The 14,632-nt window shown below is 70.3% G+C and carries 12 protein-coding genes; 4 read left to right on the top strand and 8 right to left on the bottom strand.

Translation table 11 applies throughout. The features are described 5' to 3' along the window. Nucleotides 1-206: 206 nt before the first annotated feature. Nucleotides 207-1,481 (bottom strand): MFS transporter, encoded by a 1,275-nt coding sequence (locus ABWI07_RS19450; protein WP_353819368.1) that lies wholly within the window; start codon nucleotides 1,479-1,481, stop codon nucleotides 207-209. A gap of 431 nt (nucleotides 1,482-1,912) precedes the next feature. On the opposite strand from ABWI07_RS19450, the gene ABWI07_RS19455 reads away from it, so the two are divergent. Together ABWI07_RS19455 and ABWI07_RS19460 are read left to right on the top strand one after the other, a co-directional pair. Further along, the gene (locus ABWI07_RS19455; RefSeq protein ID WP_353819370.1) at nucleotides 1,913-4,228 is read left to right on the top strand and encodes an NACHT domain-containing protein; all 2,316 of its coding nucleotides are present in this window, start codon (nucleotides 1,913-1,915) and stop codon (nucleotides 4,226-4,228) included. A 123-nt stretch (nucleotides 4,229-4,351) separates the two neighbouring features. Then, nucleotides 4,352-4,522 (top strand): hypothetical protein, encoded by a 171-nt coding sequence (locus tag ABWI07_RS19460; protein ID WP_160161168.1) that lies wholly within the window; start codon nucleotides 4,352-4,354, stop codon nucleotides 4,520-4,522. A 51-nt stretch (nucleotides 4,523-4,573) separates the two neighbouring features. On the opposite strand, the gene ABWI07_RS19465 is transcribed toward ABWI07_RS19460, so the two are convergent. From ABWI07_RS19465 to ABWI07_RS19480, 4 genes are all read right to left on the bottom strand, one after another. Continuing rightward, entirely contained in the window at nucleotides 4,574-5,476 is a 903-nt protein-coding gene (locus tag ABWI07_RS19465) for an RNA polymerase sigma-70 factor (RefSeq protein ID WP_149263999.1), read from the bottom strand. Nucleotides 5,477-5,611: 135 nt separating this feature from the next. Next, complete coding sequence (locus tag ABWI07_RS19470) at nucleotides 5,612-6,805, bottom strand: NAD(P)/FAD-dependent oxidoreductase (protein WP_149264000.1); 1,194 nt, start codon at nucleotides 6,803-6,805, stop codon at nucleotides 5,612-5,614. A 236-nt stretch (nucleotides 6,806-7,041) separates the two neighbouring features. Further along, on the bottom strand, nucleotides 7,042-7,638 hold the full coding sequence (locus tag ABWI07_RS19475; protein ID WP_149264001.1) for a TetR/AcrR family transcriptional regulator: 597 nt from the start codon (nucleotides 7,636-7,638) through the stop codon (nucleotides 7,042-7,044). Nucleotides 7,639-7,823: 185 nt separating this feature from the next. After that, a complete protein-coding gene (locus tag ABWI07_RS19480) occupies nucleotides 7,824-9,260 on the bottom strand; it encodes an MFS transporter (protein ID WP_353819371.1) in 1,437 nt (478 codons plus the stop codon). An 88-nt stretch (nucleotides 9,261-9,348) separates the two neighbouring features. Between ABWI07_RS19480 and ABWI07_RS19485 the strand changes: the two genes are divergently transcribed. Then, a complete protein-coding gene (locus ABWI07_RS19485) occupies nucleotides 9,349-9,924 on the top strand; it encodes a TetR/AcrR family transcriptional regulator (RefSeq protein WP_353819373.1) in 576 nt (191 codons plus the stop codon). Between the two features lie 72 nt (nucleotides 9,925-9,996). Next, on the top strand, nucleotides 9,997-11,019 hold the full coding sequence (locus ABWI07_RS19490; protein ID WP_353819374.1) for an LLM class flavin-dependent oxidoreductase: 1,023 nt from the start codon (nucleotides 9,997-9,999) through the stop codon (nucleotides 11,017-11,019). Between the two features lie 205 nt (nucleotides 11,020-11,224). Here the strand turns inward: ABWI07_RS19490 and ABWI07_RS19495 are convergent, their stop codons facing one another. From ABWI07_RS19495 to ABWI07_RS19505, 3 genes are read right to left on the bottom strand one after another with little or no spacing between them, the layout of a single operon-like run. Beyond that, entirely contained in the window at nucleotides 11,225-11,773 is a 549-nt protein-coding gene (locus ABWI07_RS19495) for a cysteine dioxygenase family protein (protein WP_149264005.1), read from the bottom strand. 27 nt (nucleotides 11,774-11,800) lie between these two features. Further along, nucleotides 11,801-12,967: a MalY/PatB family protein gene (locus ABWI07_RS19500; protein WP_353819375.1), complete on the bottom strand. Its 1,167-nt coding sequence runs from the start codon at nucleotides 12,965-12,967 to the stop codon at nucleotides 11,801-11,803. Then, entirely contained in the window at nucleotides 12,960-14,615 is a 1,656-nt protein-coding gene (locus ABWI07_RS19505) for a rhodanese-like domain-containing protein (protein WP_353819377.1), read from the bottom strand. Before ABWI07_RS19505 ends, ABWI07_RS19500 begins: the two co-directional genes overlap by 8 nt. Between the last annotated feature and the right edge of the window lie 17 nt (nucleotides 14,616-14,632).

Below are 14,632 nucleotides of genomic sequence, written 5' to 3' on the forward strand. Positions count from 1 at the left end.
CGCCCAGGACGTTGCCTGAGATACGCCCATCACGCCACTGGTTGCCTTAAGGCATCGACGAAGGTCTGAGCCAAGCGGACGCCAAGCGTGGCGGCGGACACACCTCGGCGTTTGCAGGCACCATCGGCCGGTGAGGCCGAAGCACGTGTCTCGGCGGCAGGCGAGGGGGCGCCACACCGGCGTTGGCTTTGTGTGCGCGCCCAGGGTTAGACCGGCTGCACGGCGGCGTCCGGCTGACGGTGGAGTCGCTTGGTCCGCAGCAAGGGCCGGGCGAGCAGTGGCAGCATGCACACTGCGGCCGTAGCAGCGGCGGCGAGCATCGCTGCTCGCAGGCCGAACGTGGTGCCGACGAGTCCGGCGGCGGCTGAGCCGATGGGGAGCGTGCCCCAGGTGAGGAAGCGGTGGACCGCGGTCGCGCGCGTGGCCAGATCCGGCGGCGTGGCCAGATGCCGGATGGTGATGGCGTTGACGGCGAACATGCCCTGACCGATTCCGTTGACGAACGTGCCGGCGGTGAGCAGCACGCCCGGCCAGCTACCGGCGGACGCCGCGCCGATGGCCAGCCCGAGCACCGAGGGCACGCCGGCGATCGTCAGGGACGGCCCGATACCGAAGCGGTCCGCCATGGAGCGCGCCAGCAGACCGCCCAGCGGGAATCCGCTGCCGCCGACCCCGAGAGCCACGCCTAGCAGCCAGGCGTCCAGGCCGAGGTGCTCGACCGCGAACACCGCGAGGAGGGAGTCGTACATGGCGACGCCGAGGTTGTACAGCGCACCGCAGACCATGATCGGCCGCAGCACCGGATGCCGCGCCACGAACCGCAGCCCGTCAAGCACTTCCCTCCGCAATGGACGCCGTTCCACCGGGACCGCCAAGACCGGGTCGCGCTGCCCGATCAGTGCCAGGGTCAGCACGCTGACGAGGTAGCTACAGGCATCGGTGAGCAGCGCCCGAGCGGCCCCCACGCTGCTGACGACGACCCCGGCGATGCCCGGGCCGACGAGCAGCGAGGTGGACTCGGAGACCGAAAGCCGGGTGTTGGCGGCATGCAGCCGCTCGTCGTCTGCGATCAGCGTGGGCGTGTAGGACTGGTAGGCCACCTGGAAGAACACCATGCCGATCCCGGTCACCAGCGCCACCAGCAGCAGATGCGGCAGCGTCAGCACGTCCAGCCAGGCCGCCACCGGCAGTGACAGGACGGCCAGGGCGCGCATGAGGTCCGCGCCGAGCATCGATCGCCGCATCCCCAGCCGCGCCACCCAGACCCCGGCCGGCAGCCCGATCAGCAGGAACGGCAACCTGCCGAGCGCCGCGAGGACGGCGATCTCCATCGTGCCGGAGTGCAGTTCCTGAAGCGCGGCCAGCGGCAGCGCCAGCAGAAAGACCTGATCCCCGACCAGGCTCACACTCTGCCCGGCCCACAGCAGTCGAAAGTCTCGCCACGACCGGCGGTCGGACGACACGGAGATCTCACTCGGCATCGCACCAGCATCATGGCCGCGACCACACCACAGAAGTGGCGCAAATGCCTACGACCGCCAATATCTCGCCACGAGACACTGGACTTCTCCACTCCACCCGCCCCAGCCAACGCGCCGACCCCGAACGCGTCCATGCCGACCGGGTCGGGGTACTGCTGGTCGAACTCGGGCACCTGGCAGACCCAGCGCGGCGTCGTCGGCGGGCTCGGCGTCCAGACTGGACAGGCCGATCGTCATCGGGGTGGTGGCGTCGAAGCGCCGCCGGCGACGCCCCCGCGCGGAAATGGCATTCTCAGGGCACCGCGAGGAAGACCGTCACCGCGTGGCGATGGCATTGGCCGCCTCGATGAAAACGTCGACGAGCAGGCGCAACGGGCCGGTTGTGGACTTCGGGCCGCCAGCGGCATGGGGGCGACACCAGAATGGCCAGCATGCGCAACGGCAAGGTCTGGTGGCCATGGCTGGCGGTCCTGGCGGCAGTGGTCGGCGTCCTGGTCCTGGCATGGGTGACGTTCACCCCGCTGACCGACAACGGGGGGTTGCAGGTCTCGGCGAACCGTGCCCAACTGACTGGCGGGTTCGTGTTGGCCGCCGCCGTGCCGTTGGTCCTTGCATTGCGGTGGGCCCGACAGCGTTCCCGCGAGCTGGTCGCCGCTGCCGTCCCCGGCCCCGAGGTCGTGGCGCGCGCCAAGGAGTTGCTGGCCGGCTTGGTGGCCGAGCAGTGGGAAGACGAGGCACGGCGGCGGTCGCTGGATGACCCTTACCCGATCCCTGTGCGCTGGCGCACACCCGCACCCGACGCACACACTCCCGCGGTCATGGACCATCCCGACCTCATCGACCCCACCACCGCAAGCACAGGCCGAGTGTGGTGGACGGCCTCCAGCAACCACATCGCCGCTCTCTCCGTCCGGTTCCGCCGCACCCGACGGGGCCGACTTGTGATCCTCGGCAAGGCAGGGACCGGCAAGACCACCCTGGCGATACAGCTGCTGCTGGATCTACTGGCCACCCGCACCACCGGTGAACCGGTCCCGGTGCTGCTGCCGGTGGCCGGCTGGGACACCGAGCAGTTTCCCCGCCTCCACGACTGGGTCGCCGACCGGCTCGCCCGCGACTACCCGGCACTGCGCTCACCCGACCTGAGCACCGGCGCGGCGCACGCGCTGACCGGGCGCGGGCACGTGCTGCCGGTCCTGGACGGGCTGGACGAGTTGCCCCCACCCGCCCAGGCCAACGTGATCTCTGCTTTGAACCGGTCGCTGGGCGGCGACGACCAGCTCATCCTCACCAGCCGCACCACCGAGTTCACCACCGCCATCACCGCGGCCGGAGACGTGGTCAACTCCGCCGCCGTGCTGGAACCACTCCCGCTGTCCCCGGCGGCCGCCGCCGACTACCTCACCCACTGTCTGCCGCCCTCCCCAGGACCCGCCTGGGAACAGACCCTGACCGCACTACGCACCACACCCCCCACCGACCTGACGCCACTCCAACAGGTGCCGCCCGGGCCGGCCGGGGCGCTGGCCCGAGTGACCGCCACCCCGCTGGGCCTGTGGCTGTTGCGCACCGTCTACACCGCGCCCGGCACCACCCCCACCGACCTGACTGACCCCGCCCTCTTCCCCACCCCGGCCGCACTCCAAGCCGCCCTGTTCGACCGACTCATCCCCGCCTTGATCACCACTCGCGAGCCCAGGAAGGATTCTGCCGAGCCGTTCCGGCCCCGTCACCGCCACGATCCCTGCGACACCCGCCGCTGGCTGGGCTACCTGGCGCACCACCTCATCAATCAAACCGATTCCTCCGGCGGTCAGGAGGGCGGCCAAGAAACCCGTGACTTCGCCTGGTGGCGCCTGGCCGCCACCACCCGCGCCATGACCCTCACCACTCAACTCGCCCTCACAGTCACCATCACCCTCTCGCTCGCGCTCATGTGGGGACTGATGACCGGATTCGTGGACTGGGTCGAAAATCGGTACTTTGAGGAGAAGGATCAGTTCCTGGGAGGTTTCCCGCTCGGGATACTGGGGCTGGCGTTCGGGCTATTGGCCGGGGCCTACTTCGGGAGTCAAGTACGGCTCTGGGCGCGGGAGACGCCCGGATACGCCGATCTACGCATCCGAAACCGCCCTGCAGGACTCTTCCGCCCACTCGTGAAATATTGCGCGATCGGGCTCACAACCGCGCTCGCGTGCTGGCTCGCGCAGCCAACCGAGGACGGGACTTACGAGTCCAGCCTTCTAGTGATCGTTGCCTGGTATGGGCTCATATTCGGGGCTACAGCCTGGCTTCTCAAAATCCCGAATTGGGCGACCACACCGGTCTCGTCCACCCTCACCGTCGCGCCGATCGACAGTTGGCGCGCCGACCGGAACCTCAATCTCCTGCGCATCACCATCTGCGCACTCGCGGGCGGACTGTGTTTCTGGCCCACGGCTGTGCTCCTGGCCGCGCTCGCGGGCGACCTCGATACCTGGGGTGCTCTGACGTGGTCCGCTCAGACGCTCCTCCTCGCGCTCACCTGCGGACTGACGGTCGGGGTCGCCGGTAGGCACCGGGCCTGGTGGGCCTACCTGATCGCCACCAGAAAGCTGGCCCGGGCCGGCCGCCTGCCGCCTCAACTGATGCCGTTCCTGGATGACTGCCACCGCCTCGGCCTGCTTCGGGCGGTCGGCCCGATCTACCAGTTCCGCCACGCCGAACTCCAGGACCACCTCGCAGCCACCTACCAAGCCCCGCCGTAGTCGTGAAGGCGCCATCCGTTACTTTACGGAGCCGCTCAGTGGCCCGGTCCAGGCTGAGATCAATAGGGAGCAGACCGGCCCGCTGGTACAGGTCTGCCTCACGGCGAACCGCAGCATCGGCTCATGCTCGACTTCAACGACTATGGGAAGAAGGGAATATCTCTCGACGGCGGGCACGGTCTGTGGCCGTTCTCAGCGCGGATGTTCGCCGACCTTCCCGACCGTCCACCCAAGATGGAGAGAATTTCCGGCACCTTCTGCGAGGGCGGGCACATCGACAGGAAGGCCCTCTAGCAACTCTTCCCTAAGATGACGGGACTCTGCGTCCCATCCTCATTCCGGTCATCAGTGGCCTCTTTCATCCTCGGATGTCCTCGTAGCACGGGGATCGGGGTTCAGGCCGGTGAGTTTGTCCGGGTTGATCTGGAGGCGCAGGTTCTGGATGCCGTCCTCGGCGAGGTCGTAGGTCAGGGCGCCGAGGGGCCGGTCGTCGAGGGTGACGAGGATGCCGAGCTCGCCGTTGATGGTGGCCGGTCGCAGGGCGACGCCCGCCGAGACGGGCTTGGCCAGGACGCCCAGGAACCAGCGGGCGACGTTGTCGGGGCCGTGCACGGGGCGGAGGGCGGCGGTGACCTTGCCGCCGCCGTCGGACCACGCGGTGACGTCCGGGGCGAGGAGCTGCATGACGGCGTTCAGGTCACCGCCCGAGCAGGCCGCGATGAAGCGGGCGGTGACCTTCTCACGCTGCGCAGGGTCGGCGTCGAAGCGGGGCCGGCGGGCCTGGACGTGGGTGCGGGCGCGGCGGGCGATCTGGCGGACGGTCGCCTCGGGCCGGTCGAGGGTGTCGGCGATCTCGGCGTGGGTGTAGCCGAAGACCTCGCGCAGGACGAAGACCGCGCGTTCGAGGGGGCTGAGGGTCTCGAGTATCACCAGCATGGCGGTGGACACGGTGTCGGCCAACTCGGTCTCCTGTGCGATGTCCGGGGAGGTCAGCAGGGGCTCGGGCAGCCAGGGGCCGACGTAGGTCTCGCGCGTGGCGCGGGCGGAGTTGAGCCGGTTCAGCGCCAGGTTGGTGACCATGCGCACCAGGTAGGCCCGCGGGTTGCGTACCGCGGTGCGGTCGGCGGCGTTCCAGTTCAGCCAGGCGTCCTGGAGGACGTCCTCGGCGTCGGCGACGCTGCCGAGCAGGCGGTAGGCGGTGCCGAACAGGAGCCGCCGATGCTCCAGATAGGGGTCTGATCCGGACATCTTCCTCATCCTCAGAGCCTCTCGGGTGTGCGCGCCGATGCCGGACGGCGGGCCGGGGCCGCCGTCCGGGCGGCGGCCGTGGCGAAACCCGCGCGCGCCATGGTCGAGGTCGCCGTCACGCCGGGTCCCCGGCGGTCAGGCGGCCGGTGTGCGGGTGGCGCGGCCGCCCCGGGACAAGGTCGCGCTGACGTTCATCCGCTTGCTGTACCGGTAGAGCTTCAAAGGGCTGCCGGAGATGGTCTCCTTGTACAGCACGGCGGCGCGGCCCTTGAGGTAGGCGCGGCGCGGGGTGTCGTCGGCGCGGGTGAACTGGATGACCGCGTCGCGGCGGCCGAGGCTGACCGGCTGGTGGACGTAGCCGAACCGGAACGGCTTCACCGAACGGCCGCGCAGCAGCCGGGCGATGGCGTCGGCGGTGTACTGGGCGGTGGGGAGCCCGCTCTGGCAGGTGCCGTGGATCGGTCCCCAGGCCATCCGGGCCGCGGCGGCGTCGCCGACGGCGTGGACGTCGGGGTGCGAGACCGACCGCAGGGTCGCGTCCACCTGGATCAGACCGTGCTCGTCCACGGCGATCCCCGCCTGCGCGGCCAGCTCGGGGACCGTGACTCCAGTGGTCCACAGGCACGCGTCCGAGGCGACCGTCCGGCCGTCGTCCAGCTCGACGGCGTCGGGCAGCACCTTGGCCACGCCCGCTCCCGTCCGGACGGTGACGCCGAGCCGGTCGAGGGCATTGCGCATGTACGCCTGGGCTTTGGCGCCCATCATCGCGCCGGGCTCCCCCCGGCTGATCAGGGTGACCCGGGCGCCGGGGTGGGCCTCGGCGATCTCGGCCGCGGCCTCGACGGCGGTCAGCCCGCCGCCGCACACCGCGATGGTGCCGCGGTCCGCGGCGACCTCGCGCACCCGTGCCGTGAACCCCGCGCTCCTCGGCCCGTCAAGGGTGAAGGCATGCAGGTCGGCGCCGGGGACCCGGGTGACGTCGGTCGCGCTGCCGAGCGCGTACACCAGGGTGTCGTACTCCAGCCGGTCCGCCTCCTCGTCGAGCACCACGACGCGGCGCTCGGGGTCCAGTGCGGTCGCCCTGCCCTGGACGAAGGCCACGCCGGTTCCGGCCAGCAGGTCGGGGATGCGGTGTTCGGTCAGCGGGTGACCGGCCGCGACCTGGTGCAGCCGCAGCCGCTCTATGAAGCGCGGCGAGGGGTTGACCAGCGTGATCTGCACGCCGGCCCGCCGGGTTCGGTGGGCCAGCCGTATCGCCGTCAGCATGCCGGTGTAGCCGCCGCCCAAGATGACGACGCGGTGCCCGGTGCCGCGCTGGGTGGTGTTCATCGCTTCTCACTCCCACGGTCGATTCCCGTCCGGCCCGATGCGCCGGCCGGTGACACCCATGGGACAAATAGGCCCAGCCCGTCCGTGACACCCCCAAATGTAATCCAAGTCACATCACGACGCCGGGCGCCAACCTGCCGCGGCGGCTTCCGCCACTGCGCCTAAAGGTGCGCCGCGCTGGGCGGCGTGGTGCAGCACCGCTGTTACGGGCGGCTCCTGGCCGAGGCGGGTGGCTGTCAGGACACGAAGTAGGTGGCGATGTGCTCGTGGACGTAGTCCGACAGCCGCTTGCAGGCGGCCTTGGACTCGGTGCCGACCCACTTGCCGTCCTCCAGGACGACGCCCCCGGCCACGAAGTCATTGATCGCGGAGAAGGTCATGAAGATCGCCATGTGGACGTCCACGCCGGGCCGGAACCCCGGGCGCCACCGGTCGATCAGCGGGCCGATGACCGGTGCGGTGTAGGTGTTCTCCAGGTCGCTGAGGTCGGCCGCGTCCGACAGCCACCGCTGCATCCAGATGCGCCGCAGTTCCGGGTGCTCCACGAGGTAGGCCAAGTAGCGGTCGGCCAGCAGGCAGAAGCCCGCGGCATCCGGGGTGTAGTCGGGACTGTCGATGTCCATGTGCGCGAGGAGACCCTCGACGCCCTCGGCGAGGACGCCGAGGTACAACTCCCGCTTGCCGCCGGTCAGTTCCTCGACGGCCTCCGAGGAGATCCCGACCGAATCACCGATCAACCGAAGGTCGGTGTTGTCATACCCCAGTTGCGCGAAGAGCCGGACGGCGACCTGCCGGATCTGCCGCCGCATCTCCTCCGCGCCGCGCTCGGTCATGACGCCCTCCCCCAAGGCCGTCAACGGCAGAGCCGCCGCGCTCGCCGCCGGTACCGCCCCACCGGCGGCGCACAGGTCCTCTACCGTGGCGATGACTTGCCCACTCATCGTATCCACGGCCACAGAGCGTCTTCAGTGGAGCCCCGGGCGGCGTGGAGAGCTTGGCCGAAGAACCCCTGGCCGCGTCAGTGAGTCGGGGTGTTCTCATGAACGCGCGGGGCCGGGCTCGCCGGCCGCGACGGCTCAGTGCTCCTGGTCAGCCACAGGCCCGTGAAGACGGCTGCGGCCAAGGTGACGACGCCGGCCACGACGAAGGCGCTGTTGAGCCCCTCCTCGAAGGAGGCGCCACCGGAGTCCCGGGTGCGGACGACGGCTCCGAGCACCGCCACGCCGAGGACCGCGCCGATCTGCCGGGTGGTGCTGCTGACGCCCGACGCCAGGCCGCCCTCCTGCGGGCTGACCGACTGGATGGCGGCGCCGGTCAGCGGCGACATGGTCAGGGCGAAACCGATGCCGACGACGGCCAGCCGCCACCACACGTTCGCGTAGCCGGTGTCGGCGTGCACGAAGCCCAGGGCCAGCAGTCCCAGCCCGGCCAGCGTCAGACCGACGGTGACCATGATCCGGAAGCCGTACCGGGCGGCGAACCGGCCCGCGAACGGGCTGACGACGACCATCGCGAGCGTGGCGGGCAGAGTCTGCACCCCGGCTCGCAGGATCGAGCTGCCCTGGACGTAGACGAAGAACTGGGAGAAGAAGAACGACGAGCCCATGAGCGCGAAGCCGACCACGGTCATCGCCGTGTTGGAGACCGTGAACAGGCGTTGCCGGAAGAGTCGCAATGGCAGCATCGGCGCCGGAACCCGCCCTTCGACGATCACGAAGACGGCGAGGATCAAGGCCGCGGCGGCGAAGCCGCCCAGGATCACCGGCGAGGTCCAGCCACGGGAGCCGCCCTCGATCAGCGCGTAGGTGAGCGCCCCCACGCCCAGGACGGACAGGGCCGTTCCCGGGACGTCGATCGCCGGCGCGCTCGGATTGCGGGACTCGCCCAGCGCGCGCAGGCCGGCGACCAGCAGGACCGCGCCGACGGGCACGTTGACGAGGAAGATGGCGGGCCAGCCGAACGCCTCCGCCAGGACGCCGCCGGCCAATGGTCCGGCGGCCAGGCCGATACCGCTGAATCCGGCCCACAGCCCGATCGCCCTGACCCGCTCCTGCGGAACCGGATACGCGGCGACCAGCAGGGCCAGCGAGGCGGGGCTCAGCGCCGCGGCCCCGACGCCCTGCAGCACCCGCCCGGCGATCAACCAGCCGATCGAGGGCGCGGCGGAGCACAGGACGGACGCGGCGGTGAACACCGCGACGCCGGCCAGGTACATCCTCTTGCGCCCGAAGCGGTCGGCGAAGACGCCGCCGGACAGCAGCAGCATGGCGACCAGCAGCACATAGGCGTCGACGATCCATTGCAGCCCGGTCAACTGGGTGTGCAGCCGCTCCTGCATGTCGGGCAGCGCCGCGCCGACGATCGTGTTGTCGAGCAGGACCATGAACTGCCCCAGGCAGGTCACCGTGAGCAACGCCGCCCGGTTCGGCACGGCCACCGGCGGTGCAGACTTCATCGCTCCTCCTAAAGCAGTCCTTCACTGCGTTAGGAATCTAGACAGTCTGTCCCGTAAACGCAACTGGGAGCTGCGCTAAGGTGGGGTCATGGAGGAGCGACGGCCGGCCCGGCGGCCCGGCGGGCGCAGCGCCCGCGTCCGGGCGGCGGTGCACCAGGCCGTCGCGGAGCTGGTGAGCGAGCGCGGCTACGGCGAATTCACGGTCGGTGACGTGGCGGCCCGCGCGGGCGTGGCCGACACCAGCGTCTACCGCCGGTGGGGCACCCTGGAGGCCCTGCTCACCGACGTGGTGCTCACGCGCCTGAACGCGCAGTCGCCGATGCCCGACACCGGAAGCCTGGCCGGTGACCTGCACGCCTACGCGGCCCAGGTGGCGCGCGAGATCACAGGACCCGACGGCCTGGCGGTGCTGCGCCTGACCGTCGCCCTGTCGAACAGGGGCGAACGGGGCCTGCGGGCGCGTGACGAGTTCCTCGCCGAACGCACCCGGTTCGTCCAGGCCATGCTCGACCGCGCCGGCGAACGCGGCGAGCATCCACCCGACGTGCTGGGCGTGCTCGACCACATCATGGCCCCGATGTACATCCGCGTCCTGTTCGGCGCGGGCCCCCTCACCCCGGACTACATCGCCGGGCTGGTCGACCGGCTGCTGGAGCGGACCTGATCTCCGCCTTCCGCCCGCGGTCCGCGAGCGCCGTCCTGGAATCTCGTGGGCGCCGAGATGGTTGGTGTCGGTGTGAAGAAGATCGGTTTTCTCTCGTTCGGTCACTGGAGTGACGGCGCGGGCTCGCGGACCCGGTCGGCGGCGGACGCACTGCTGCAGTCGGTCGATCTCGCCGTGGCCGCGGAGGAACTGGGTGCCGACGGCGCCTACTTCCGCGTGCACCATTTCGCCAGGCAGCTGGCCTCTCCCTTCCCGCTGCTCTCCGCGATCGGCGCGAAGACCTCGCGTATCGAGATCGGCACCGGGGTCATCGACATGCGGTACGAGAACCCGATGTACTTCGCCGAGGACGCCGGCGCGGCCGACCTGATCTCCGGTGGACGGCTGCAGCTCGGCATCAGCCGCGGATCCCCGGAACAGGTCGTCCACGGGTGGCGGTACTTCGGGTACGAGCCGTCCGAGGGCGAGACCGATGCCGACATGGCACGCAAGCACACCGAGGTACTGCTCACGGTGCTGCAGGGCAGGGGCTTCGCCGAGCCGAACCCGCGGCCGATGTTCCCCAACCCGCCCGGGCTGCTGCGCGTCGAGCCGCATTCCGAGGGGCTGCGCGACCGCATCTGGTGGGGCTCGGGCTCCAACGCCACCAGCGTGTGGGCGGCCCAGCTGGGCATGAACCTGCAAAGCTCCACGCTCAAGGACGACGAGACCGGCGAGCCGCTGCACGTGCAGCAGCGCAACCAGATCGAGGCCTACCGGCAGGCGTGGAAGGACGCCGGACACCGACGCGAGCCGCGCGTGTCGGTCAGCCGCAGCATCTTCGCGCTGACCAGCGACCTGGACCGCGCCTACTTCGGCCGGAACGCCGACTCGGACGACCACATCGGAATGATCGACGAGAACACCAGGGCCATCTTCGGACGCTCCTACGCGGCCGAACCCGATGTGCTGGTCAAGCAACTCGCCAACGACGAGGCCGTCCAGGCCGCGGACACGCTGCTGCTCACGGTCCCCAACCAGCTCGGCGTCGACTACAACGCACACGTCCTGGAGAACATCCTGACCCACGTGGCACCCGAACTCGGCTGGCGCTGAGGGCACGGCCGGCCTCGGCCTGAGAGTTCGGCCACCAGGACGCTTGGGGCGATCGAGCAAGGCGGCCGGGGTTGAGACGACGCACACTGTGGCCGATGCCAGTCCCGCTCGTGGCGACAGCGCGGGTGGTCGGCGATCGACCGGACGCCCCCGATCACCGATCACCTCGCGGCCGCCGCACCGAGCTTCTGCGCCGACGGTCAGATCAGCAGTTGAAGTACTTTCCGCTTGCGAATTCCTGCATGCCGTCTCCGTCCAGCGACCAGCGGCGGCGGCGGAGGCCCGTCAGGTCCTTTCCGTACACGTGGATCTCCACCGTGTCGGTGCCGGTCAGGTTGTGCATCGAGTGGATGTCGTCGTCGGGGACGAGGACGGACACCGCGCCCGCGGCGTGCCGGTGGTGGTCGACCGGGTTCAGGGTGTCGTCGCCGGCGAGCTCGTAGCGCCGCTCTTCGATGTGGTTGGAGATCAGCCCGATGGCCCCCCACGTCTCGTGGTTGTGGGGAGGGGCGACCTCCCCGGGCGCCCACACGATCGAGCTGATCGTGAAGGTGGGCGAACGGTGCAGGATGTAGCGTCCGCGCCCGTTGTGAGCGGCCGACCGCCGAGTGAACTGGACGGGGATCGGGTCCGGTCGCACGACGAGTTCCTGCAGGAGCTCGGAGACCGTGGTCGCCAGGGCGTCGTCGGGCATCCCGTCTTCGGCCGTGGTGAGGTCGGTCAGGTCGCGGATGAATCGGTCGAGGGCGTTCATGCGGCGTCTTCCTTCGTGATCGACGGGTCAGGGGACGGCGAGGGCCGCCTCCATGCGGTCCAGGGCCTCCGTGAGGATGAGGGGCGAGGTCGCGAAGTTCAGGCGTGCCCACGACGTGCAGGGGCCGGCGAAGTCCTCACCCGCCTGGAGGGCCACGCGAGCGGTCTTCAGGAGGTGCTCGTGGGCCGACCCGCCGCCGGGCGGCAGCCGCGTGAAGTCGAGCCACGCGAAGTACGTGCCTTCGGGCATGTGGGCGTGGACGTCCGGACGGTGGGCCGTCACCCATTCGAAGACCGTCCTGCGGTTCAGTTCGAGGACCTCCAGCACGGTGCTCAGCCACCCGTCCCCGTCGCTCCAGGCGGCGGTGGTCGCGGCGGCGGAGACGCCCGACACCCGGCCGAGCACGCGGTCCGGGAACGTCGCGGTGAACCGCTGCCGCAACCGTTCGGATCCGAAGTGGACGACCGCGCATCGGAGGCCGCCCAGGTTGAACGCCTTCGTGGCCGACTGGAGTGTGACGGTGGTGGCGCCGGAGTCCAGGGCCGCGATGGAGAAGACGGTGTGGCGGTGCGGGGCGAACACGAGGTCCGCGTGCACCTCGTCGGCGACCACGACGACCCCGTGTTCGAGTGCCACCTCCGACACGTGGCGGAGCTCCTCGGCGGTGAACACCCGGCCGGTCGGGTTGTGCGGGTTGCAGAGCAGCATGAGCCGCACGTCGGGACGCGCGGCCTGCCGCCTGAGCAGGTCGAAGTCGATGACGAAACCACCCGGTCCGTCCACCATCGGCACGTCGGCGACCTCTCGGCCGCTCGCCTCGACGCTCCGGACGAACGGCGGGTAGATGGGGCTGAAGACGATGACCCCGTCTCCGGGCTCGCTGTAGGCCATCACGGCCGCCGTGAGGCCCTGGACCAGGTCGGCGATGACGGCCGTCCTGTCGGCCCTGGCCTCCCAGCCGAAGCGGGCGCGCATGCGTGCGGCGAAGGCCTCGGCCACACCGCGGTGCTCGGCGTCGAACGGGTAGGTGAAGTTCCCCGCCCGTCCCGTGTCCAGCACGGCGCGCCTGACGGCCTCCGCCGGCTGGAAGTCCATGTCGGCCAGCCACATCGGGAGCACGTCGTCGGCGTAGGTGCGCCATTTCTTGCCTCCCTGGGCGCGGAGCCGGGACTCGGCGAGCACCAGCTCAGCCATGGTCTTCTCCGGGTTCGGCCGACCCGCCGGCCTTCGCGTTCGCCAGGAGCTCTTCTCCCAGGCGCTCCTCCCAGTCGAGGTACCGGACCATGTCGTCCCGGTTGCGTTCGAGCAGCCTGGGACGCCGTGCGACCAGTTCCGCGTCCTCCTTCGCCTCGGCCAGCGACACGTCCGCGCCGTCGAGTCCCTCTTCCACCGCCCGGCCCGAGGAGATCCACTCGTTGACGCCTCCTGCGAGCACCGAGACGTTCCGGTGGCCGAGCTCCAATAGCGTTTTCGCCGCCAGCGTCGAGCGGAGTTCCCGATCGGACGCGACCACGAGCCGGGTGTCGGCCGTCGCGTGGGCGCCGATCCGCCGTTCGAGGTCGCCCCGCGGGATCCAGACCGACCGGGGTATGTGGCTCAGCGCGTACTCGCTGCTCCGCCTGACGTCGATCAGCATGCCCGTGCCGTCCCGGAGGAGCTCCGACAGCCCGTCGCCGTCGATCGTCTGGACGTCGGGCCCGGAGAACGCGAGGTCGTCCAGGTAGGCGTTCGGGTCGCCGGCGTCGACGGGGCCGCTCCATTCCGCGAGGCCCCCCGCGAGCCAGGCGACGCGGCGGTATCCGATGCGCGCCAGGAGCCCGGCGCCGATCCTGGCCCGTGTCTCGGTGCCGGAATAGCACACCAGGAGCGCGTCGCGGACGGCGATCTGCTCGTCCACCGCGTTGGCCAACTGGCCCGCGGGGCAGGAGATGGCGCCCGGGATGTGTCCCGCGGTGAATTCCTCGACCAGGCGTACGTCGATGATGTAGCAGGGTTCGCGGCCGTCGCCCGGGGCCGGGAGCTCGGATGCCGCGAGGGGGAACGCGTGCGTGCCGGTGACGAAATCGCGCGCGAACCCGGCGGATCTCGCCGTCCCTTCGGAGCCGGGCTCCGAGCCTGTCCACGGTCTGTGCTCCGTTTCGAGCTCTCGGCCCGACATCACCCATGCCATCGTCCCGTTGCGGAGCGCGAACACGTTGTCGAAGCCGGCCTGCCGCAGGAGATAGGCGCCGACGATGCTCCGTGTGCGGCCTGCGCAATGGACGATGATGGGCGCGGTGCGGTCGGTCCGGTCGATGCCCGCGCCGAAGACCGTGGAGACGAGCTCGCCGCCGGGGACGTGGTAGGCGCCGGGGATGTGGCCTTTGGCGTGTTCGCGCGAGGTGCGCGCGTCGAAGATGAGAGTTCCGCCCGCCTCCGTCAGGGCGGCGACCTCGTCGGGCGTGAGCTGCTGGACCTGGTCGGTCACCGAGAGCTTCTCGCCGAAGGTCTTGCCGATGACGTTGACCCCGTAGGCCGGTGAGCGTCCGTCCGCGGCCCACTGTTGGATGCCGCCGGCGAGCACCCGGACGTCCCGGTAGCCCAGTCGCAGGCAGGTGCGCGCGGCGAGGACGCTTCGAAGGTTCCCGTTCGAGTACAGGACCAGGGGGACGTCCTTCCACGGCACCAGCCGCTCGAGGCAGATCTCGATGAGGCCTCGCGGAAGGGGGCAGCTGCCGGGGATCTGCCCGAGTGCGTACTCTCCCCGCTCTCGAACGTCCAGCAGCGCGTGGGCTTTTCCTTCGGCGCGCCAACGCTCGATCTCATCGAAGTCGACGAAGGCGACGTCATCTACGGCGGTCATGTCATGACTCCTGTCTT

This window comes from Actinomadura sp. NPDC000600, assembly GCF_040492135.1.
In the GTDB taxonomy this organism is placed as follows: domain Bacteria; phylum Actinomycetota; class Actinomycetes; order Streptosporangiales; family Streptosporangiaceae; genus Spirillospora.